Source organism: Hydrogenophaga sp. GW823-FHT04C09, assembly GCF_058796355.1.
This window is the reverse complement of record NZ_JBXAIO010000011.1, coordinates 65485-86427: the sequence shown is the minus strand read 5'-3', so window position 1 is coordinate 86427 and position 20943 is coordinate 65485. Positions and strand designations below refer to the sequence as shown.

The following is a 20943-nucleotide window of genomic DNA, read 5'->3' as shown; positions in this document are numbered from 1 at the left end:
ACTTGCCTCCATGAAAACCTATCTCGTGGGCGGTGCGGTGCGCGACGCGCTGATGGCGCGCGCTTCGGACGCGCCCGCCGCCGTCTCGCACGCGGACCGCGACTGGGTGGTGGTGGGCGCCACGCCCGAAGCCATGGCGGCCGAGGGCTTCCTGCCGGTGGGGCGCGACTTTCCGGTCTTTCTTCACCCGAAGACCAAAGAGGAATACGCGCTGGCGCGCACCGAGCGCAAGACCGCGCCGGGCTACCACGGCTTCGCTTTCCACACCGAGGCCGGCGTCACGCTGGAAGACGATCTCGCGCGGCGCGACCTCACCATCAACGCCATGGCGGTGGCCGCCGAGCACGCGGACGACCCGGCGCGCGCGCCCTTGATCGACCCGCACCAAGGCCAGCGCGACCTGCGCGAACGCGTGCTGCGCCACGTGACCGGGGCCTTCGCGGAAGACCCGGTGCGCATTCTGCGGCTGGCCCGCTTCGCCGCGCGCTTTCCCGATTTTTCGGTGGCGCCTGAGACCCTGGCGCTGATGCGCGAGATGGTGGCGAACGGCGAAGTCGACCACCTGGTGGCCGAGCGCGTGTGGCAGGAGCTGGCGCGTGGCCTCATGGAGCAACGCCCCAGCCGCATGCTGGAGGTGCTGCGCGACTGCGGTGCCCTGCAGCGGCTGTTGCCCGAGGTGGACCGGCTCTGGGGCGTGCCGCAGCGCGCCGAATACCACCCCGAGGTGGACACCGGCGTGCACCTGATGATGGTGCTGGACATGAGCGCGCGCCTGGCCGCGCCGCTGACGGTGCGCTTCGCTTGCCTGTGCCACGACCTGGGCAAGGGCACGACGCCGGCCGACGTGCTGCCGCGCCACATCGGCCATGAGGAGCGCAGCGCGCGCCTGCTCAAGGGCGTGTGCGAGCGGCTGCGCGTGCCCACCGATTGCCGCGAACTCGCCGACGTGGTGGCGCGCGAGCACGGCAACATCCACCGCAGCGGCGATTTCAGCGCGGGCGCGGTGGAGCGCCTGCTGGAGCGCTGCGACGCGCTGCGCAAGCCGGCGCGTTTCCATGAAGTGCTGCTGGCCTGCGAATGCGACGCGCGCGGCCGCCTCGGCCTGGAAGAAGAACCTTACCCACCGCGCGAGCGGCTGGCGCTGGCGCTGTCGGCCTCGCGCTCGGTGGACACGGCCGTGGTCGCGGCCCAGGCCCAGGCCGATGGGCTGAGCGGCCAGCGCGTGGGCGAGCGCATCCACCGCGCGCGCGTCACCGCCGTTTCGCAGGCGCTGGGGTCTTCGGCGCCCGAAGCGACGGGCGATTGAGCCCATCCGCGCGCCGTCAACCGGCGCCGGAGTCTCTCACCCACGAGGTGGGTTAAAACGATTTTTCACGACATGGGACCGCTCACCCTGTTACGGTAGGGGCCAATGAGCACACTGCCCCAACTGCTGAGCGACCGCTCCGCGCTGTTTCTGGACTTCGACGGCACGCTCGCCGATCTGGCCGGCAGGCCCGATGCGGTGGAGATTCCTCCGGCACTGGTGACCTTGCTGAATGGCCTGCACCAGCGGCTGGATGGCGCGCTGGCGCTGGTGACGGGGCGCGCCCGCGAAGACCTGGAGCCCATGCTGGCCTCGCCCTGGCCGTGGCCGGCGGCGTTCGAACACGGCGCGGTGCGCCTGTCGCCCCACGGGGGGGCGGCCACCACGCGCCCAAGCGGACTGGCGCGCGCGATCGCCGCGGCCGAACAGCTGGTGGCGCGCCACGCGGGGCTGCTGCTGGAGCGCAAGCAGACCTCGATGGCCCTGCACTACCGGCAGGCGCCCATGCTGGAAGCGCTGTGCATGAGCACGCTGACGCAGGCCATCACCGACGAACCCGGCCTGCAGTTGCTGCACGGCAAGGCCGTGGTGGAGGTGAAATCCGCCCGCGTGAGCAAGGGCGCCGCCATCGAGGCCTTCATGCAGGAAGCGCCCTTCGCGGGCCGCGTGCCGGTGTTCGCGGGCGACGATGTGACCGACGAGGCCGGCTTCGACGTGGTGCAGCGCCTGGGCGGCGAAGGCATCAAGGTGGGCGATGGCCCAAGCCTGGCCCGCCACCGCTGCCCCAGCCCGGAGGCCCTGCGCACCTGGCTGGCCGACGCCCTCCTCCTTCCCAGCACACGCCCATGAGCCCCACCCCCGGTTTCGCGCCACCCGCCGCCCCCTCGCTGTCGCTGGGCATGGTCGGCAACTGCGCCTTCAGCGCGCTGATCGACCCGCACGGCCGCGTGGTCTGGAGCTGCCTGCCGCGCTTTGACGGCGACCCGGTGTTCCACGCCCTGCTGGGCGGCGACGATCTCGAAAAGGGCGCGTTCGCGATCGAGATCGAGGGCCTGGCCGAAGCCACCCAGCGCTACGAGCACAACACCGCCGTGCTGGTGACCGAGCTCTGGGACCACGACGGCAACGGCCTGTCCATCACCGATTTCGCGCCGCGTTTTCTCTCGCGCGGCCGCTACTTCCGGCCCACCCAGCTGGTGCGCCGCGTGCGCCCGCTCAAGGGCGCGCCGCGCATCCGCGTGAGCCTGCTGCCACGCTTCGACTGGGGCCGCGTCACGCCCACCATCACCTCGGGCAGCAACCACATCCGCTACGTGGGCGAGGGGCTGACGCTGCGCCTGCACACCGATGCCTCCATCAGCCACGTGCTCTCGCGCGAGCCTTTCCTGCTCACGCGCGAATGCAACTTCATGTTCGGCCCGGACGAGACGCTGGAGACCGGCATCGGCGACACCGCGCGCCACTTCGAGCAGGAGACCCTGGCCTACTGGCGCAACTGGAGCCGGCGCCTGGCGGTGCCGCTGGAGTGGCAGGAGGCGGTGATCCGCGCGGCCATCACGCTCAAGCTTTCGCTGTACGAAGACACGGGCGCCATCGTCGCGGCCATGACCACCAGCATCCCCGAAGCGCCGGGCACCCAGCGCAACTGGGACTACCGCTACTGCTGGCTGCGCGACGCCTTCTTCGTGGTGCGCGCGCTCAACAGCCTGTCCGAGGTCGGCACCATGGAGGACTACCTCAGCTGGCTCGCCAACGTGGTGGTGGGCGCGGGCGGCGGCCACATCCAGCCGCTGCACGGCATCGGCCTGGAGCGCGAACTGCCCGAGAGCATCTGCGACACCCTGCCCGGCTACCGCGGCATGGGGCCGGTGCGCGTGGGCAACCAGGCGCAGGAGCACTTCCAGCACGACGTGTACGGCAACATCGTGCTGGCCGCCGCGCAGGCCTTCCACGACGAGCGCCTGCTGCACCCGGCGGGCCTCGCGGAGTTCGAACAGCTCGAAGTGGTGGGCGAGCGCGCGCTGCGCATCTACGACCAGCCCGACGCCGGCATGTGGGAGCTGCGCACGCGCGCGCGCGTGCACACCAGCTCGGCCCTGATGTGCTGGGCCGCCTGCGACCGGTTGGCCAAGATCGCGCGCACGCTGGAGATGCCCGGGCGCGCCACCTACTGGGCGACCCACGCCGAAACCATGCGCGAGCGCATCCTGCGCGAGTCCTGGAGCGAGGAGCGCCAGGCCTTCGCCGAGAGCTTCGGCGGGCGCGACCTCGATGCCAGCGTGCTGCTGATGGTGGAGGTGGGCATGATCGACCCGATGGACCCGCGCTTCCTCGCCACGCTGGACGCGCTGGAGAAGCACCTGTGCGACGGCCCCTTCATGCGGCGCTACGAGGCCGCCGACGATTTCGGCAAGCCCGAGACCGCGTTCAACATCTGCACCTTCTGGCGCATCGACGCGCTCGCGCGCACCGGCCGCGCCGACGAGGCACGCGCGATCTTCGAGACCATGCTGGCCGCGCGCAACCCGCTGGGCATGCTGTCGGAAGACACCCACGCCACCACCGGCGAGATGTGGGGCAACTTCCCGCAGACCTACTCGATGGTGGGCATCATCAACGCGGCGGTGCGCCTCTCGGCCCGCTGGGATTCGGTGATTTGATGGGACGGCTCGTCGTCATCTCCAACCGCATCGCCGATCCGCGCAAGACCGCCTCGGGCGGGCTGGCCGTGGCGCTGGGCCAGGCGCTCGAGGCCTCGGGCGGGCTGTGGTTCGGCTGGAGCGGCAAGGTGGTGGAGGACGGCACGCCCGGCGAGGGTGAGCTGCACGTGCAGAACGCGGGCAAGGTGCAGCTGGCCACGGTGGACCTCAGCCGCGAGGATCACGACAGCTACTACCTGGGCTACAGCAACGGCGTGCTCTGGCCGGTGTTCCACTACCGGCTCGACCTGGCCGACTTCGACGCCGGCTACATCGGCGGCTACCGGCGCGTGAACCAGATGTTCGCGCACAAGCTCAAGACCCTGCTGCGGCCCGACGACATCATCTGGGTGCACGACTACCACCTGATCCCGCTGGCCGCCGAACTGCGCGCCATGGGCTGCGAGCAGCGCATGGGCTTCTTCCTGCACATCCCGCTGCCGCCCCCGCTGATGCTGGCCGCCGTGCCCGAGCACGACTGGCTGATGCGCTCGCTGTTCGCCTACGACCTGGTGGGCTTCCAGAGCGAGGCCGATGTGTCGCACTTCGCGCGCTACGTGGGCACCGAGACGCCGGCCGACATCCTGGGCGAACACGAATTCCGCGCCTTCGGCAAGACACTGCGCGCGCAGGCCTTTCCGATCGGCATCGACGTGGACGAGTTCATCGAGCTCGGCAAGGGCCGCGAGTCGCAGGACATGCACGAGCAGATGCTCAAGGAGTATTCGCGCCGCCGCCTGCTGCTGGGTGTGGAGCGCATGGACTACTCCAAGGGCCTGCCGCAGCGGCTCAAGGCGTTCCGCCAACTGCTGCAGGCCTACCCGGAGAACCTGGGCAGCGCCACGCTGATCCAGATCGCCGCGCCCAGCCGCGAGACGGTGGACGCCTACGCCGCGCTGCTGCAGGAGCTGGAGAGCCTGTGCGGCGCCATCAACGGCAACTTCGGTGAACTGGACTGGATGCCGGTGCGCTACATCCACCGCAACGTGGCGCGCAAGCGCCTGCCCGGGCTGTACCGCGCCGCCAGCGTGGCGCTGGTGACGCCGCTGCGCGATGGCATGAACCTGGTGGCCAAGGAGTTCATCGCCGCGCAGGACCCGGACGACCCCGGCGTGCTGGTGCTCTCGCGTTTTGCCGGCGCGGCCGAGCAGATGCGCGAGGCCCTGCTGGTCAACCCCTACGACACCACGCGCACGGCCGAGACCATGCAGCGCGCGCTGCAAATGCCGCTGGAGGAGCGCCAGCGCCGCCACCAGGCGCTGCTGCAGGGCATCCGCGAGCAGGACGTGCACTGGTGGCGCGAGCGCTTCCTGGCCGCGCTGGCGGCCGTTCCCAACCCGTAAACCCTTTCACGGCGGGCGCCGGCCGCGAGGCCGGCGCCCGCTTTGCTTTTTCTTTTCCGGAGCACCCCATGAACGAAGCCTTCATCGACATCGCCACCCGCTGGTGGACCAGCCTGGGCGGCGCCGCCGCCAGCCTCACGCGCATCGTGCTGATCGTCCTGGTGGCCTGGCTGCTGGTGGTGGTGCTGCAGCGCGTGGTGGGCACGCTGCGCGAGCGCATCGCCAGCCGGCTGGACGACCGCGAGGCCGCCAAGCGCGCCCAGACGCTGGACCGGGTGTTCCGTTACCTGATCGTCGTGGTGGTGAGCCTGGTGGCCGGCATGCTGGTGCTGGGCGAGGTGGGTGTGTCGGTCGCGCCCATCCTGGGGGCGGCGGGCGTGGTGGGCCTGGCGGTGGGCTTCGGCGCGCAAAGCCTGGTGAAGGACTACTTCACCGGCTTCTTCCTGCTGCTGGAGAACCAGATCCGCCAGGGCGACGTGGTCAAGATCGGCGACCACGCCGGCATGGTGGAGGTGGTGACGCTGCGCTACGTGCAGCTGCGCGACTACGACGGCAACGTGCACTACGTGCCCAACGGGTACATCAACACCGTGGTCAACATGACGCGCGACTTCAGCCACGCGGTGATGGACATCCGCGTGGCCTTCCGCGAGAACGTGGAGGACGTGATGGCCGTGATGCGCGACGTGGCCTCGCAACTGCGCGCCGACCCGGCGTTCGAGCCCCGCATCCTGGCCGACATGGAGATCGCCGGCGTGGACAACTGGGCGGAGTCGGCGCTCATCATCCGCTGCCGCTTCCGCACCCTGCCGCTGGAGCAGTGGGGCATCAAGCGCGAGTACCTGCGCCGCCTGAAGGCGGCCTTCGATGCGCAGGGCATCCAGATCCCGGTGCCACACCTCATGGTGTACCCGGGGCAGGACCGCGAGGGAGCGGTCCCGCCGCTGGGCGCCGCGCAGGCCGCGCCCCAGTCGTGATCAGGGCCGCGCGTCGAGCGCGCGGGCGGCGCCGAGCAGCGCGGGCGATTGCTGCGCGGTGATCACCCACACCGGAATCCCGCTCTGGTAAGCCTCGAAGCGGCCCTTGGCTTCGAAGCGTTCGCGGAACGGCGAGGTATCGAACCAGGTGCCCAGGCGCGGCACCACGCCCCCGCCGATGTAGACCCCGCCGCGCGCACCCAGCGTGAGCGCGAGGTTGCCGGCCACCGCACCGAGCACGCCGCAGAGCATCTCCAGGGCCTCCAGCGCCTGCGGATGCCGGCCTTGCAGCGCGGCCTCGGTGACGGCGGCGGCGCTGCCGAACGCGCGGGCGTCCACGCCATCGGCCTCGCACAGGATCTGGCAGGTCTCCAGCAAGCCGGTGCCGCTGGCCACGCGCTCGGCCGAGGCATGGCCGTGGCGGCGCACCAGCGCGTCCATCACCACCCGCTCGCGCGCGGTGGCCGCGGGCAGGGTCACGTGACCGCCCTCGCCGGCGATCGGCACCCAGCCGCCCGCACCATCGGGCAGCAGGCCCGACACGCCAAGCCCCGTGCCCGCGCCCAGCAGCGCGATGGCCGCGCCGGGCACCGCCGCGCCGCCGCCCACCTGGCGCAGCTCGTGCGCGGGCAGGTGCGGCAGGGCCAGGGCCAGGGCGGTGAAGTCGTTGAGCACGCGCAGCGTGCTCAGGCCCAGTTCGTCGCGCAAGGCCGCCTGCGAGAACGACCAGTCGTGGTTGGTCATGCTCACGCGGTCGCCCGTGACGGGGTTGGCCATGGCGATCGCCGCCGCCGTGGGCTGGCGGCCCAGGCCGCCGAGGTAGACGCGGATCGCGGCCTGCAGGCTGGCGTGCTCGGCCACCGGCAGCACCTGGATGTGCTCGATCGGTGCGCCCTGGCCGTCCTGCCAGGCCAGGCGGGCGTTGGTGCCGCCCACGTCGGCCAGCAGCCGGCCTTGTCGGGGAGATGAAGACATGGTGCGCGGGAAAAGGTCGGACAAGCCCCGACCATACCGCGTCAGGCGGCGGGCGTGTTCAGGACCGCGGCAAGTTCGAGCGCACCCAGCGCACGATGTCGGCCTGCCCCATGGCGCCGGGCTGGCGCGCCACCTCGCGCCCGTTCACGAACAGCGCCAGCGTGGGGATGCTGCGGATCTGCAGTCGCGCGCCCAGGGCCTGGGCTTCTTCCGTGTTGACCTTGGCCAGGCGGACGTGCGGCTCCAGCTCGCGCGCGGCGGCCTCGAACTGGGGCGCCATGGCGCGGCAGGGACCGCACCAGGGGGCCCAGAAGTCCACCAGCACCGGCACCTGGGAGCGGCCCACGTGTTTCTCGAAGGCGGCTTCGTCCAGCGCCGCCGGGTGGCCGTCGAACAGCGCGCGGTGGCATTTGCCGCAATCCGGCGCCTGGCCCAGGGCCTCGCGGGCCAGGCGGTTGGTGGTGTGGCAATGCGGGCAGACGATGTGCAGGGACTCGGCGGTCATGGGGCGCTCCCTCAGATCAGGTAGCCGATCAGGCTGGCGACCATGCTCAGCACGACGGTGGTGGCGAAGGGCAGGAACCATTCCCGGCCAAAGGCCTTGAAGTGGAAGTCGCCCGGCAGCCGCCCGAAGCCCAGCTTGCGCAGCAGCGGCGTGAACCAGCTGATCAGCAGCAGGGCCAGGAAGATGACGATCATCCAGCGGATCATGCTCAGAGCCGGTGTGTGCGGTCGCCGGCCGCGAAACCCAGGGGCACCCAGCCGGCGGCGCTGCCGGCCGGTGCCAGCGCGATCACCTTGAACAGCTCGCCCATCTCGTGCTCGTTGACGAGCTTCTGCATCATCGCGTTCTGCCGTGCGTCGGCGCGCTGCGCCAGGTCCAGCAGGCCGCAGTTCAACAGGAAACGGCCCTGGCTGGCGTAGCCCAGCACGTCCAGCCCCGCGTCCTGCGCGGCCAGGGCGATGCCGGTGAAGTTCACGTGCGCGGTGATGTCCTTCTCGCCCACGTCGCTCAGCGGGTCGCTGTCGCTGCGGTGCGCGCGGTGGCAGATCAGCGTGCCCATGGCACGCTGCGGGTGGTAGTACTCGGCCTCGGGGAAACCGTAGTCGAGCAGGAAGGCCGCGCCGCGCTTCAGGCGGTCGCCCAGGGTGCGCACGAAGGCCTCGGCCTGCGGGTGGATTTCGGTCACGTAGTCGTGCCCACCCTCCACCGCCAGCGGTGGGCGCAGCTCGGTGGCGCGGTCGGCCCAGGCCAGGGCGCCCGCCGCGTCCAGCGCCACCCCGCGCTCGTGCCACACGCCCCCCGTGCGCGCGAGCAGTTGCACCGGCATGGCATCGAGCACCTCGTTGCCGAGCGCCACGCCGTGCAGTTGCTCGGGCAGGGCATCGGCCCAATGAACACGGTCCACGTGCGCGCTCAGGGTGTGGCGCTGGCGTTCGCGCAGGCTGCCCGAGAGGTCGACGATGGTGTAGCGCCGCAGCGGCTGCCCCCGTTCGGCCAGCGCCTCGATCACCTGCAGGGCGAGCGCGCCGGTGCCGGCGCCGAACTCCCACACCTCGTCGGTGCCGCTGGCGGCCAGCGCCTGCGCCACCTGCCGCGCCAGGGCCTGGCCGAACAGCGGGGTGAGTTCGGGCGCGGTCACGAAATCGCTGCCGCCCTGGGGCAGGTGGCCGAATTTCGCCAGCGCGTTGGCGTAATAGCCCAGGCCGGGCTCGTAGAGCGCGATGGCCATGAAGCGGTCGAACGGCAGCCAGCCGCCGCCCTGGGCGATGGCCTCGCGCACCCGCGCCAGCAAGGGGCTCGTTAAACTCTCGTGTTCTGTTGCCATGGGGGTTCGCACCCCCGGATTGTCCTTCATGCCCAGCGCCACCCCCCCGCCTCTTGCCACGCGCACCGTGCTCGTCACCGGCGCGGGCAAGCGCCTGGGCCGCGAGATCGCGCTGGCGCTGGCGCAGTCGGGCTGGAACGTGGCGGTGCACCACCGCCACTCGGCCGACGACGCGCACCGCACCGCCGCCGACTGCGCCTTGCGCAGCGGGCGCGACGGCAGCGCCCACACCTTTTTTGCCGATCTCGGCGACGAGGCCAGCGTGCGCGCCCTGCTGCCGACCGTGGTGGCGCATTTCGGCCAGCTGGACGCGGTGGTCAACAACGCCTCGATCTTCGAACACGACAGCGCGCCCAGCTTCGGCTTCGCCGCGCTGGAGCAGCACCTGCGCGCCAACACCGGCGCGCCCGTGCTGCTGGCGCAGGCCCTGCATGCGCACCTGGAGGCACGGCAGGCCGAGGGCGTGGTGGTCAACCTGCTCGACCAGAAGCTCTGGAACATGAACCCGGACTTCTTCAGCTACACGCTCTCCAAGGCCGCGCTCGAAGCCGCCAACACCATGCTGGCGCTGGCCCTGGCGCCGCGCGTGCGCGTGGTGGGCGTGGCGCCCGGCCTCACGCTCACCAGCCACCTGCTGAGCGACGAGAAATTCGCCGAACTGCACCAGCAGTCGCCGCTGGGCCGCTCGTCCACCCCGCAGGACGTGGCCGCGACCGTGGCCTTCGCGCTGGACAACCGATCCATCACCGGCACCACCCTGCTGGTCGATGGCGGCCAGCACCTGATGCGCTTCGAGCGCGATTTTTCGCTGATGTAACCCAGCGCACGCCCACCATGAACGCCACCGCCGCCGGCAACCAGATCCTCACGCTCACCGGGCTGCGCTTCAACGCCAACCTGGGCATCCTCGACCACGAGAAGTCGAGCCCGCAGCCGATCCAGGTCGATGCCGAGCTCAACCAGGGCACGCAGCCCCTGCTGCCGCACGACGACGACATCGGCCATGTGCTGGACTACCGCAAGGTGCGCCAGATCATCATCGACGAATGCACCGCCGAGCACGTGAACCTGCTGGAGAGCCTGATCGGCAAGCTCACGCGCCGGCTGATCCAGCTGCCCGGCGTGATCGGCGTGCGCGTGAAGATCGCCAAGCTGGAAATCTTCGACGACTGCGAGGTCGCCATCCGCATGGAAAGCGGGCAGTGGTGAGGAGCCCGACATGAACACCGAACTCGAAAACCACAAACTCGAAAAACGCCTGTGCCGCGAGGTCGGCCGCGCGATCGTGGACTACAACATGATCGAGGAAGGCGACCGCGTGATGGTCTGCCTCTCGGGCGGCAAGGACAGCTACGGCATGCTCGACATCCTGCAGAAGCTGCAGGCGCGCGCGCCCGTCAGTTTTGAACTGATCGTGGTCAACCTCGACCAGAAACAGCCCGGTTTTCCGGCCGACATCCTGCCCGCCTACCTCACGAAACTGGGCGTGAAGTTCCACATCGAGAACCAGGACACGTACTCCATCGTCAAGCGCGTGATTCCCGAGGGCAAGACGATGTGCAGCCTGTGCAGCCGCCTGCGCCGGGGCATCCTCTACCGCGTGGCCAGCGAGCTCGGCGCGACCAAGATCGCGCTGGGCCACCACCGCGACGACATCCTGCAGACCCTGCTGCTCAACATGTTCTTCGGCGCCAAGCTCAAGGGCATGCCCCCGAAGCTGGTGAGCGACGACGGCCGGCACGTGGTGATCCGCCCCATGGCCTATGTGGCCGAGAAGGACCTCAGCCGCTGGGCCGAACTGCGCGAATTCCCCATCATCCCGTGCACGCTGTGCGGCAGCCAGGAAAACCTGCAGCGCAAACAGGTGGGCCTGATGCTCAAGGACTGGGAGAAACGTTTCCCGGGCCGGATCGAGAACATGTTCACCGCCTTGCAGAACATCGTGCCCAGCCACCTGATGGACCGCTCGCTGTTTCCTTTTGAAACCATCCGGGCCACGGGCGAGGCCAGCGAGGACGGCGACAAGGCCTTCGACGACGAGCCCCTGCCCGGGGCGGCACGCGCCTTGCCCCCTGAAACGGACTGGCCCGCACCGCAGGGGAACGCTTCGGCGCCCGCCGCAGTCATACCGATTGCCGCGGCGCACTGAGTTTTCTCCTTGGGCGCCCGCCAAGGCCATTCAGGAGGTTTCATGACCATTCAACAGCTCTTGCGCCCCTTCAAGGTGTGGGGCGCCGCCACCGCCCTGCTGGTGCTCAGCGGTTGCGCCAGCGTGTACCTGGTGGACAACGAGGTGCAGAGTTTCGCGCGCTGGGCCGACCAGGCGGGCAAGCCCGGCACGCCGGTGACGATTCCCCAGGCGCCGCAGATCTACCGTTTCGAGCGCCTGCCCTCGCAGCGCGAAGGCAAGATCGCCACCGGCCAGGACGAGCTGGAGCGCCTCGCCCAACAGGCCCTGGTGAAGGTGGGCTGGACCCGCGCGGCCGAAGGCACGGCATCCCCCTGGCTGGTGCAGGTGGACGCCAGCACGCTGCGACTGCCGCGCGCGCCCTGGGAAAGCCCGTACGACGGTTACTGGGGCGGCTATTGGGGCGGCGGTTTCGGCCCCGGCTTCGGTTATGCCATGCCCGGGCGCGACTACGTGGTGACCGGCCGTGGCCAGATCATCTGGATGCCGATGTACCCGCGCATGGAGTCGCCGTACTACAAGCGCGAGGTGTCGCTGGTGATCCGCCACGCCGCCAGCGGCAAGGTGGTGTACGAGACGCGCGCCGCGCACGATGGCCGCTGGAACAGCACCAACGGCCTGTGGTCGGCCATGCTGGACGCCGCGCTGCGCGACTTCCCGGCGCCGCCGGAAGGCCCGCGCCAGGTCAACATCGAAGTGCCCCGCTGACCGGCGGGCGGCCCAGCAAGGCTCAGCGGGTCGCGCGCTCCAGCAGTTCGCGGATCGCCTCGCCCAGGGCGTCCATGCTGTCCTGCTTGCCCATCACGTCGCTCACACCGGCCTCGGTCGCCTCGGCAATCAGCTTGTCGTTGACGTGCCCCGAGACGATGGCCACGCGCAGGCCCGGGCGCAGCTGGCGCGCCTCGCGTGCCACGTCCACCCCCGAGATGCCCGGCATGTTCTGGTCGGTCACGACCAGGTCCACCGGGTCGTCGGGATGCTCGCGCAACCAGGCGATCGCCGCCTCGCCCGATTCGAAGGTGCTGGTGCGGTAGCCCTGCTTGCGCAGCAGGCGCCCGACCAGAAACACCAGGGCTTCGTAGTCGTCGATGTAGATCACGTGTTTGCCGGGCGCCACCGGCACGGCGGCCGTGGCCACGGTGACGGGCGCGGGCGCCGGCGCCTCGTCGGCCGCCCCGGCGGCCAGGGGCAGGTAGACGTCGAAGCGCGAGCCCTCGCCGGGGCGGCTGTGCAGCGCGATCACCCCGCGGTGGGCCTTGACGATGCCATGCACCACCGCCAGGCCCAGGCCGGTGCCCGCGCCCGGCGCCTTGGTGGTGAAGAAGGGCTCGAAGATGCGCTGCTGCGTGGCCTCGTCCATGCCGGGGCCGTTGTCGGCCACGCTCAGGCAGGCGTAGGCGCCGCCGGCCAGGCCGCCCAGCTGCAGGCCTTGCGAGGCGTCCAGCCGCACATCGCGCAGCGCCACGGTGATGTCGCCCGAGCGGCCTTCCATGGCCTGCCAGGCGTTGGTGCACAGGTTCATGAGCACCTGCTGCATCTGGGTCGCATCGGCCAGCACCGGCAGCCCGGCGGCGGGCAGGCGCGCCACGAGCTTGAGGCTGGCGGGCAGCAGCGAGCGCATCAGGCCCAGCGCCTCCTCCACCAGCGGGGTGAGCGGCTGGCGCACCATTTCCTGCGTCTGGCGCCGGCTGAAGGTGAGGATCTGCTGCACCAGCTGGCGCGCGCGGATGGCGGCGCGGTTGATCTCGGTCAGGCTCTCCTGCGCCGGGTGCTGCTCACCCAGGTCTTCGCGCGCCAGCACGAGGTTGCCCAGGATGGCGGCGAGCAGGTTGTTGAAATCGTGCGCCACGCCGCCGGCCAGGGTGCCGATGGCCTCCATCTTCTGCGACTCGCGCAACTGCGCTTCGAGCGCGCGGTGCTGCGCCTCGGCCTGCTTGTGCTCGGTGATGTCGGTGTGCGTGCCGATCATGCGCAAAGGCTTTCCGCCGTCATCGCGCGAAAGCACCATGCCGCGCGACAACACCCACTTCCACTGGCCATCCTTGCAGCGGATGCGGCGCTCGTTGCGGTAGACCGGCGAGCGGCCTTCGAAATGCGCCAGCCGATCGGCCTGCATCTGGGCCACGTCCTCGGGATGGGTGCAGGCGTCCAGCGCCACCGCCAGGTTGACGTCGTCGGCTTCGTCGTAGCCGAACATCGCTTTCATGCCTTCGGAGAAAAATTCCTCGTCGGTCACCAGGTTCCAGTCCCACAGGCCATCGCCCGTGCTCTCCAGCGCCAGTTTCCACAGCGCTTCGCTGGCGTGCAGCGCGGCCTCGGCCGCCTTGCGGTCGGAGATGTCGAACAGCACCCCCACGCGCAGGAAGCCGTTGTCGTCGGCCGACACCGCGCAAGAACGGTTGCAGATCCACTTGATGGTGCCGTCGGGCAGCACGACCCGGAACTCGGTTTCCAGGCTGGACTGCCCGGCCAGGATGGCCTGGCGGTCGCGCTCCAACATGGCCTGGTCTTCCGGGTGGAAGTAGCGCGCGAGCAAGGCGGGGTTGCGCATCAGGTCGTCGGCCTCGAAGCCGTAGATGTCGCGGATGCCGGCACTCAGGAAACGGTACTCGCGCCCGCCGTCGTTGCGCACGTACACGGCGAACACGGCGCCAGGCACCTGGGCGGTGATCAGGCGCAGTTGCTCCTCGCTCTCGCGCAGGGCTTTCTGGTCGCGCATGCGGTCGGTGATGTCCTCCACCGTGCCTTCGTAGTACTGCAACACGCCCGCCGCATCGCGCACGCCGTGCGCGTTCTCGCTGATCCAGACGCGCTCGCGCGTCTTGTGGCGGTGGATTTCCGAGATGAAGCCGCGCACGAAGCCATCGCGTTCGAGCTGGCACTTGAATTCGGCCCGGCGCGCGGGGTCGACGTACCACTCCAGGGCGATGTCGTTCACCCTAGCCAGCATCTCCTCCTCCGATCCGTAGCCGTTGAGCAACACCAGCGCCTGGTTCGCCCGCAGCATCCGCCCCTCGGGTGAACTTCGGTAGGCCCCGATCGGCAGGAAATTGAAGAGCGTGGAAAAATCCCCGTCGAGCGGGGATGGCGGCGGCGTCATGCAACGAATTGTCTCGCAAACCCCGGTTTTCCTGACGTTTCGGCACGCGCGACAGTGGCGCCCCCGGTACAGTTGCAGTCTTTCGCCCGCGTTCAAGGACCCCCTTTGCAAGTCACCCGCATCCTGGCCGTGCGCCATGGTGAAACCGCCTGGAACCGCGACACGCGCATCCAGGGCCACACCGACATCGCCCTCAACGAGCGCGGCCGCTGGCAGGCCGCCCAGCTGGCCGAAGCGCTGCGCGACGAACCGATTGCCGCCGTCTACGCCAGCGACCTCGGTCGCGCCTTCGAGACCGCGCAGGCGGTCGCCCGCGTCAAGAACCTGAGCGTGACGCCCCACCAGGGCCTGCGCGAGCGCCATTTCGGGCGTTTCGAAGGCCAGACCTGGGCCGAGCTCGAACAGCGCTGGCCGACCGAGGCCCTGGCCTGGCGCAAGCGCATGCCGGATTTCGCCCCCGCCGGCGGCGAATCGCTGGAACAGCTGCAGCGCCGCGTGATCCCCACCGTGCTCGAACTGGCCTCGCGCCACCCCGGGGAACAGGTGCTGATGGTCGCGCACGGCGGCGTGCTCGACATCCTCTACCGCGCCGCCACGCGACTGGAACTCACCGCGCCGCGCAGCTGGGAGTTGCCCAACACCGCCATCAACCGCCTGCTGTGGTCACCCGAGGGCCTGAGCCTGGTGGGTTGGGCCGACACCACCCACCTGCAATCCGGGGCCCCCCTCGATGAACGTGCCACTTGACCCTGCGCGCAGCTCGCGCTGGCAGAACGCCCAGGCCCTGATCGGCCAGGATGTGGCGCAGCTCGACACCCCCGCCCTGGTGATCGACCTCGACGCCATGGAGCGCAACCTCGCGCACATGGCGGCCTACACGCGGGCCCACGGCCTGCGGCTGCGGCCGCACGCCAAGATGCACAAGAGCGCCGAACTCGCCCGGCTGCAGATGGCCCACGGCGCGGTGGGGGTCTGCGTGCAGAAGACCGACGAGGCCCTGGCGCTGGCCCGCGGCGGCGTGACCGACATCTACATCAGCAACGAAGTGATCGCCCTGCCCAAGCTGCAGCGGCTGGCCCAGGCGGTGCGCACCCTACCCGACACGCGGTTCGCCATCGCGGTGGACAGCGCGGCCGGCGTGCTGCGGCTGGCGCAGGCGCTGGAGGCCGCCAGCGTGGGCGGTGAGAACCGCATCGACGTGTTCGTGGAGATCGACGTCGGCCAGGGCCGCTGCGGCGTGCCGCCCGGCGAACCGGCCGTGGACCTGGCCCGCCTGATCGCCCAGCACCCGGTGCTGCGCTTCGCCGGCCTGCAGGCCTACCACGGCGGCGCCCAGCACCGGCGCGACCCGGCCGAGCGGGCCAAGGCCATCGGCGAGGCGGCCTGGGCCGCCGCGCTCACGCGCGAGCGGCTGCAGGCCGCGGGTTTCACGGTGCCGCTGATCACCGGCGCGGGCACGGGCACCTTCTCCCTGGAGACGGCCAGCCACGTCTGGGGCGAGCTGCAGGTGGGCTCCTACCTGTTCATGGACGCCGACTACGCCCGCAACGAAAGCGCGCCGCTGGCCCCGGTGTTCGAGCATGCGCTGTTCCTCAAGGCGCAGGTGATGAGCCGGGGCGCCCAGCACGCGGTGTGCGACGCCGGCCACAAGAGCCACGCCATCGACAGCGGCCTGCCGGCCGTGTGGAGCCCACCGGGCCTGGTGTTCGCCAATGGCGGGGACGAGCACGGCATCCTGCGCGCGGCCCACGCCGGCCAGGCCCTGCCCGATCTGGGCGACACGGTCTGGCTCGTGCCCGGCCACTGCGACCCCACGGTCAACCTGCACGACCTCCTGTTCGGCGTGCGCGGCGGCCTGTCCGAGGGCAAGGTGGAGCGCCTGATCGCCGTGGACACGCGCGGCGCGCTGGGCTGACCGACCGGGCCTCGCCGGCTCAGGGCGCGAACACCACCGCGTCCAGCCCCAGGGCGCGGATGCGCGCGGCCGCTTCATCGGCCGTGGAACGGCTGGCAAACGGCCCGACGCGAACCCGGGTGAACTCGCCCTTGGGCGATTCGACCTTCTGCAGGATCGCCGGAAAACCGGCTTCCACCAGGCGCGCGTGGGCCTTGTCGGCGTTGGCCGGGTCGGCGAACAGGCCGACGTTGATGCCATGGGCCTGCGGCGCCACCACCGCCGCCACCGGTGCCTTGGGGGCCGCGACCTTGGCGACCACCACCTTGGCGGGCTCGGGCGGCGCGGCCTTGGCCACCACGGGTGGCTCGGCCGGCGGGCTGTCCTCGACGGGGGATGGCAAGGCCGGCAGCGTCGGTGGCGTCACGATCACCGGCGCGGGTTCGGGCACCGGTTCCGGCGCGGCTGGCGGTGCGGCTGGCGGCGCGGCTGGCGGCGCGGCGGCCACGGCTTGTTCGACCGGCTCGGGCTCGGCGGCGGGCGTGGCGGGTGCGGCAGGAACGGCCGGCGCCGGTGCTTCGACGAGTTGGGCGGCCGGCGCCGGCAGGCCTTGCTGGAGCCCGCCGCCCAGCCAGCCCGCCCCCAGCGCACCGGCCAGCAGCAGGTTGACCACCACCAGCGCCCCCAGGCGCCGCTTCGAACTCGCCTGCTTTTCCAGCGCTGCGCAGGCCTCGCGCACGGTGCGGGCTTCGCGCACGGCGCGCGTCATGCGGCGGCGGGTGTCGGCGTGCAGCAGGGCGTTGCCGTAGGCGCCGGGGATCGCGATGCTCAGCAACAGCAGCGTGAGCAGCACGCCCCATTCCACCGACGGCGGCCACTGCAGGAAGCGCCGGGCCGCCACCAGCACCAGCAGCGCCAGCCCCTGGGCACAGGCCAGGTACACCAGCGCCGAACCCCAGAGCTGGCGGAACACCAGCCAGTTCAGGGTGAGCAGGCCGGCCGCCGGGTTCCAGACCGGGCTGGCGCGGCCGGCGTCGTCGAAACGCTCGAACACCGCGAGGTAGTGCGCCGTGTTCACCGGCCCCAGCGCGGCGCGGTACAGCGCGGTGGTGGCACTCTCCGGGGCGGTCGCGGCAGCGGGCGGGTGGGCGGACATGCCCGCGATTCTGGCACGGGCATGCGGGTTGATGCCAAGGGTGCAAACACCGGCTTCTGCCCACAATGCGCGCATGCCCCGTTTCCGCTTCGCACGCCTCCCATGAGCCCGAGCCAGATCATCGTGCTGGCCACGCCGGTGTTCTTCGCGCTGATCGCGATCGAGTACGCCATCGGCCGCCAGCGCCGGCACAACACCTACCGACTCGACGACGCCATCAGCAGCATCGGCCTGGGCATGCTCAGCCAGATCAGCGCGGTGTTCACCCGGCTGCTGCGCGTGGGCCTGTACACCGCCGTGTACTCGGCGGTGGCGATCTGGCCCGACCACCCGTTCTGGACCAGCGGGATGGGCTGGCTGACCGCGCTGGTGTTCTACGACTTCTGCTACTACTGGCTGCACCGCGCCGGGCACGAGAGCGCCGTCTTCTGGGCCGCGCACGTGGTGCACCACCAGAGCCAGGACTACAACCTCTCCACCGCGCTGCGCCAGACCAGTTCGGGCGCGCTGCTGGGCTGGGTCTTCTACCTGCCCATGGCCGTGGCCGGCGTGCCGCCGCTGGTGTTCGGCGTGGTCGCGCTGATCGACCTGCTCTACCAGTTCTGGGTGCACACCGAGCAGGTCGGCAAGCTGGGCTGGTTCGACCGCTGGTTCTGCAGCCCCTCCAACCACCGCGTGCACCACGCGGTGAACGACCGCTACCTCGACCGCAACTACGGCGGCATCCTGATCGTGTGGGACCGCCTGTTCGGCAGCTTCAAGGAAGAGGACGAGAAGTGCGTCTACGGCACGCGCAAGCCCCTGCAGAGCTGGGACCCGCTGTGGGCCAACGGCGAGGTGTACTGGGGCCTGCTGCGCGACAGCTGGCACACCCGGCGCTGGGCCGACAAGCTGCGCGTGTGGTTCAAGCCACCGGGCTGGCGGCCGGCCGACGTGGCAGAGCGCTTTCCGTCACCCACGTTCGACCTCGCCAGCGTGCAGCGCTACGCGCCGCCCATGAGCCCCGCGGTGCGCTGGTTCGCGGGCGCGCAGTTCGTCGCCCTGCTCGTGGGCGTGGGGGGCTTCCTGTGGTTCGCCGATGCCTGGCCGCTCTCGCGCAGCGCCGTGGTGTTCAGCGTGCTGCTGGTGGCGCTGTGGGCCATCGGCGCGGTGATGCAGGGGCGCATCGGCATGGGCGAGGCGCTGCTGATCGAATGCGGCGCCCTGGCCATGGCCACCGCCGCGCTGGGCTGGGTGGAGCTGCACCGGGTCTTCAAGCCGCTGGCCATGCTGATCGCGATGGCCGTGGTGTGGGCGCATGCGCGCGCCGCGGGCGGCGTGCGGCGCGCGGACGCCCTGCTGCTCGCCGCGCTGGCCTTTTCACTGGCGGGAGACGCCTTCCTGATGTTCCCCGGCTACTTCATCCCGGGGCTGGTGGCCTTCTTGCTGGCCCACCTGGCCTACATCGCGCTGTTCCACCAGGGCCTGCCCTGGTTCCCGAGCCGCCGCGCGCTGGTGGCCACGCTGGGCCTGGGTGTGGCGATGTACGGCTTCCTGTGGCAGGGCGGCCTGCCGGCCGGCCTGCGCGCCCCGGTGGCGGCCTACGTGCTGGTGATCGCGCTGATGGCCGCGCAGGCCATCGGCCGCGCCAGCGTGCAGCGCGACCGCGCGGCCCTGGCCGTGGCGCTGGGTTCGGGCTTCTTCATGCTGAGCGACTCGCTGCTGGCGACCAATCGCTTCGTGTCGCCGCTGCCGATGTCGCAGGTGTGGGTGCTGAGCACCTACTACGCGGCGCAGGCGCTGATCGTGGCGGGCATGCTGCGCGGCCGGCGCGCCGGTGCCGAACCGGCCTCGCTCACGGCCTGGCCGGCGGCGCGCGCTTCGCTCGCAGACGGGCACCCACACTGACCATCCGGTCCGACAGCTGCTCGAGCCTGGCGTCGGCCTGCGCCGCATCGACGGAGCCCCGGTGTTTGCCCACCTCCAGCGTCATGACCTCCAGCACGATGCCGTGAAGCTCGCGGATCTCCGCGATCGTGGGCGTGTGGGACTGGGGGCCGAGCGCGGCGAGTTCTTCGCCCATCGCCCGGTAGGCCGGGATGTGGCGCTGCGCCATCGCGTCGACGAATTGCGCCCGGCTCAGGCGCCCGTCCTTGTGGTCCCTGGCGTCCTGCTGCAACGCGGTCTCGGCGGCCCTCAGACGGGGCAGCAGGTCCGTCAGCAGCGACTGCGAGCCAAACAACTGCCGGTGGTCCACGCCGGGCCGGGCCAGCCCCACCAGCTCGCCCACCACCAGCACCGTGGCGGCCACGGCCATCACCTGGCGGCGCTGGCGCAGACCACGCGAGGCGCGCTCGTCGACCAGCTCCACCAGCAGCCAGGCCAGCAGGGCCCCCATCACCAGGCCACCCACGTGGGCCGCGTTGTCGATGCCCGGTCGGGCAAAACCCTGCCCCAGCATGATCGCCACGAACAGGCCCTGGCTGGTCAGCAGCTGCGTCGCCATGGCCTTGGGCACGCTCGCACGGTGCTGGTAGACGCCGACCATCAACGCCCCCAGCACGCCGAACACCGCGCCGGAAGCCCCGACCGACACCGCCTGCTGTGACGAAAAATGCAGGCTCAGCGCGCTGCCAGCGAGCCCCGCCGCCAGGTAGATCAGCAGGAACTGGCCGTTGCCGAACCAGCGGCACACCCGCCGCCCAGCGTCCCACAGCGCGAACATGTTCAGGCCCAGGTGCAGCGCGCCGCCGTGCAGCGCGGTGGCGCTGAGCAGGCGCCAGTACTCGCCATCGCGCACCACGGCCGTGGCCGAGTTGGCGCCCCAGGCGAACAGCTCGGCCGAAGTGGGCTTGGTGGGGCTCATGCCGTCGAACAGGTTGAGCACCCACACCGCCACGTTGACGGCGATCACCGCGTACAGCGCCCAGGGCGTGGGGGTGAGGGTGCGCAGGCGCTCCTCGAACGCCTCGTGCGCCTGCCAGGCGTCCAGCCGCTCGCTCAGGGCCGCGCGGGCCTGGCCGGTGGCGTAACGCTGAAAACCCTGCAGCGCCGCCTGCACGGCGGGCTGGCGCTCGGCGCGGCGCAGCGGCGCCAACGCGATCACGCGCTTGAGCCCCTTGCGGAACAGGCCTGCGGTGGCGGCCTGCGAAACCGCGCCCTCGCGCAGCTGGATCTGGATCTGGTGCTGGCCTTGCACCGAGAGGTGCGCCACATCGGCGATGTCGCTCCAGGGAATGGTCTGCCCCTTGAGCAGGTAGCCGCCGATGCCCTCGGGGCCGACGCGCAGGATGGGGTGCGCGCTCAAGAGGGGCTGCAGCAGCAGCCAGGCCATAGCTCCGAAGAAGAGCGCCAGCGCGCCCAGCAGCCAGGCGCCGCGCGGCGTGGCCAGGGCACCCGCCGCGAAACCCGCGGCCATGAGGGCCACGAGCGCCGCCACCCAGACAGCGCTGCCGCGCCAGGTCGCTCGAAACTCCTGGCTGTGGTCGGGCATGCCT

Annotated in this window: 19 protein-coding genes; 12 read left to right on the top strand and 7 right to left on the bottom strand. The window is 70.9% G+C overall.

From position 1 onward, the window contains the following. The first annotated feature begins 10 nt into the window (after positions 1–10). The 5 genes from AC1Q9M_RS23945 (at position 11) to AC1Q9M_RS23925 (ending at position 6325) form a co-directional block, all read left to right on the top strand. Positions 11–1306: a multifunctional CCA addition/repair protein gene (locus AC1Q9M_RS23945; RefSeq protein ID WP_492436109.1), complete on the top strand. Its 1296-nt coding sequence runs from the start codon at positions 11–13 to the stop codon at positions 1304–1306. A 105-nt stretch (positions 1307–1411) separates the two neighbouring features. Beyond that, positions 1412–2155, top strand: coding sequence for a trehalose-phosphatase (otsB, locus tag AC1Q9M_RS23940; protein ID WP_382323059.1), 744 nt, complete (start codon positions 1412–1414; stop codon positions 2153–2155). Continuing rightward, positions 2152–3966, top strand: a complete 1815-nt coding sequence (locus AC1Q9M_RS23935) for a glycoside hydrolase family 15 protein (protein ID WP_492436107.1) — start codon at positions 2152–2154, stop codon at positions 3964–3966. The genes otsB and AC1Q9M_RS23935 overlap by 4 nt, the downstream gene beginning before the upstream one ends. Continuing rightward, on the top strand, positions 3966–5348 hold the full coding sequence (gene otsA, locus AC1Q9M_RS23930) for an alpha,alpha-trehalose-phosphate synthase (UDP-forming) (protein WP_382327538.1): 1383 nt from the start codon (positions 3966–3968) through the stop codon (positions 5346–5348). The genes AC1Q9M_RS23935 and otsA overlap by 1 nt, the downstream gene beginning before the upstream one ends. Positions 5349–5416: 68 nt before the next feature. Further along, entirely contained in the window at positions 5417–6325 is a 909-nt protein-coding gene (locus tag AC1Q9M_RS23925; protein ID WP_382323056.1) for a mechanosensitive ion channel family protein, read from the top strand. Here the strand turns inward: AC1Q9M_RS23925 and glk are convergent, their stop codons facing one another. The 4 genes from glk to AC1Q9M_RS23905 are packed head-to-tail and all read right to left on the bottom strand — an operon-like array spanning position 6326 to position 9129. Then, positions 6326–7300 carry a glucokinase gene (glk, locus tag AC1Q9M_RS23920; RefSeq protein ID WP_382323055.1) on the bottom strand — a complete coding sequence of 325 codons (975 nt, stop codon included), beginning with the start codon at positions 7298–7300 and terminating at the stop codon, positions 6326–6328. It lies immediately after the preceding gene. Between the two features lie 58 nt (positions 7301–7358). Further along, entirely contained in the window at positions 7359–7805 is a 447-nt protein-coding gene (gene trxC / locus AC1Q9M_RS23915) for a thioredoxin TrxC (protein WP_382323054.1), read from the bottom strand. Between the two features lie 11 nt (positions 7806–7816). Beyond that, positions 7817–8011 (bottom strand): DUF2905 domain-containing protein, encoded by a 195-nt coding sequence (locus AC1Q9M_RS23910; protein WP_291121019.1) that lies wholly within the window; start codon positions 8009–8011, stop codon positions 7817–7819. A gap of 2 nt (positions 8012–8013) precedes the next feature. Beyond that, positions 8014–9129, bottom strand: a complete 1116-nt coding sequence (locus AC1Q9M_RS23905) for a class I SAM-dependent methyltransferase (protein WP_382323053.1) — start codon at positions 9127–9129, stop codon at positions 8014–8016. 28 nt (positions 9130–9157) lie between these two features. On the opposite strand from AC1Q9M_RS23905, the gene AC1Q9M_RS23900 reads away from it, so the two are divergent. From AC1Q9M_RS23900 to AC1Q9M_RS23885, 4 genes are read left to right on the top strand one after another with little or no spacing between them, the layout of a single operon-like run. Next, on the top strand, positions 9158–9946 hold the full coding sequence (locus tag AC1Q9M_RS23900) for an SDR family oxidoreductase (RefSeq protein WP_382323052.1): 789 nt from the start codon (positions 9158–9160) through the stop codon (positions 9944–9946). Between the two features lie 17 nt (positions 9947–9963). Continuing rightward, positions 9964–10338 (top strand): dihydroneopterin aldolase, encoded by a 375-nt coding sequence (locus tag AC1Q9M_RS23895; protein ID WP_382162308.1) that lies wholly within the window; start codon positions 9964–9966, stop codon positions 10336–10338. A gap of 10 nt (positions 10339–10348) precedes the next feature. After that, positions 10349–11278, top strand: a complete 930-nt coding sequence (gene ttcA / locus AC1Q9M_RS23890; RefSeq protein WP_382323051.1) for a tRNA 2-thiocytidine(32) synthetase TtcA — start codon at positions 10349–10351, stop codon at positions 11276–11278. Positions 11279–11320: 42 nt separating this feature from the next. Beyond that, positions 11321–12025, top strand: a complete 705-nt coding sequence (locus AC1Q9M_RS23885; RefSeq protein WP_291121002.1) for a DUF4136 domain-containing protein — start codon at positions 11321–11323, stop codon at positions 12023–12025. Between the two features lie 22 nt (positions 12026–12047). On the opposite strand, the gene AC1Q9M_RS23880 is transcribed toward AC1Q9M_RS23885, so the two are convergent. Next, positions 12048–14417: a hybrid sensor histidine kinase/response regulator gene (locus AC1Q9M_RS23880; protein WP_492436101.1), complete on the bottom strand. Its 2370-nt coding sequence runs from the start codon at positions 14415–14417 to the stop codon at positions 12048–12050. Between the two features lie 105 nt (positions 14418–14522). Here AC1Q9M_RS23880 and AC1Q9M_RS23875 point away from each other — a divergent pair, with 105 nt between their 5' ends. Continuing rightward, positions 14523–15164 (top strand): histidine phosphatase family protein, encoded by a 642-nt coding sequence (locus AC1Q9M_RS23875; RefSeq protein WP_492436099.1) that lies wholly within the window; start codon positions 14523–14525, stop codon positions 15162–15164. Then, positions 15148–16332 (top strand): DSD1 family PLP-dependent enzyme, encoded by a 1185-nt coding sequence (locus tag AC1Q9M_RS23870; protein WP_492436097.1) that lies wholly within the window; start codon positions 15148–15150, stop codon positions 16330–16332. The genes AC1Q9M_RS23875 and AC1Q9M_RS23870 overlap by 17 nt, the downstream gene beginning before the upstream one ends. A 19-nt stretch (positions 16333–16351) precedes the next feature. Here the strand turns inward: AC1Q9M_RS23870 and AC1Q9M_RS23865 are convergent, their stop codons facing one another. Then, entirely contained in the window at positions 16352–17467 is a 1116-nt protein-coding gene (locus AC1Q9M_RS23865; protein WP_492436095.1) for an SPOR domain-containing protein, read from the bottom strand. Between the two features lie 102 nt (positions 17468–17569). On the opposite strand from AC1Q9M_RS23865, the gene AC1Q9M_RS23860 reads away from it, so the two are divergent. Then, positions 17570–19354, top strand: coding sequence for a lysoplasmalogenase family protein (locus AC1Q9M_RS23860; protein ID WP_492436093.1), 1785 nt, complete (start codon positions 17570–17572; stop codon positions 19352–19354). Here AC1Q9M_RS23860 and AC1Q9M_RS23855 read toward each other — a convergent pair. Beyond that, on the bottom strand, positions 19302–20939 hold the full coding sequence (locus AC1Q9M_RS23855) for a rhomboid family intramembrane serine protease (RefSeq protein WP_492436091.1): 1638 nt from the start codon (positions 20937–20939) through the stop codon (positions 19302–19304). The genes AC1Q9M_RS23860 and AC1Q9M_RS23855 overlap by 53 nt on opposite strands. Positions 20940–20943: the final 4 nt, after the last annotated feature.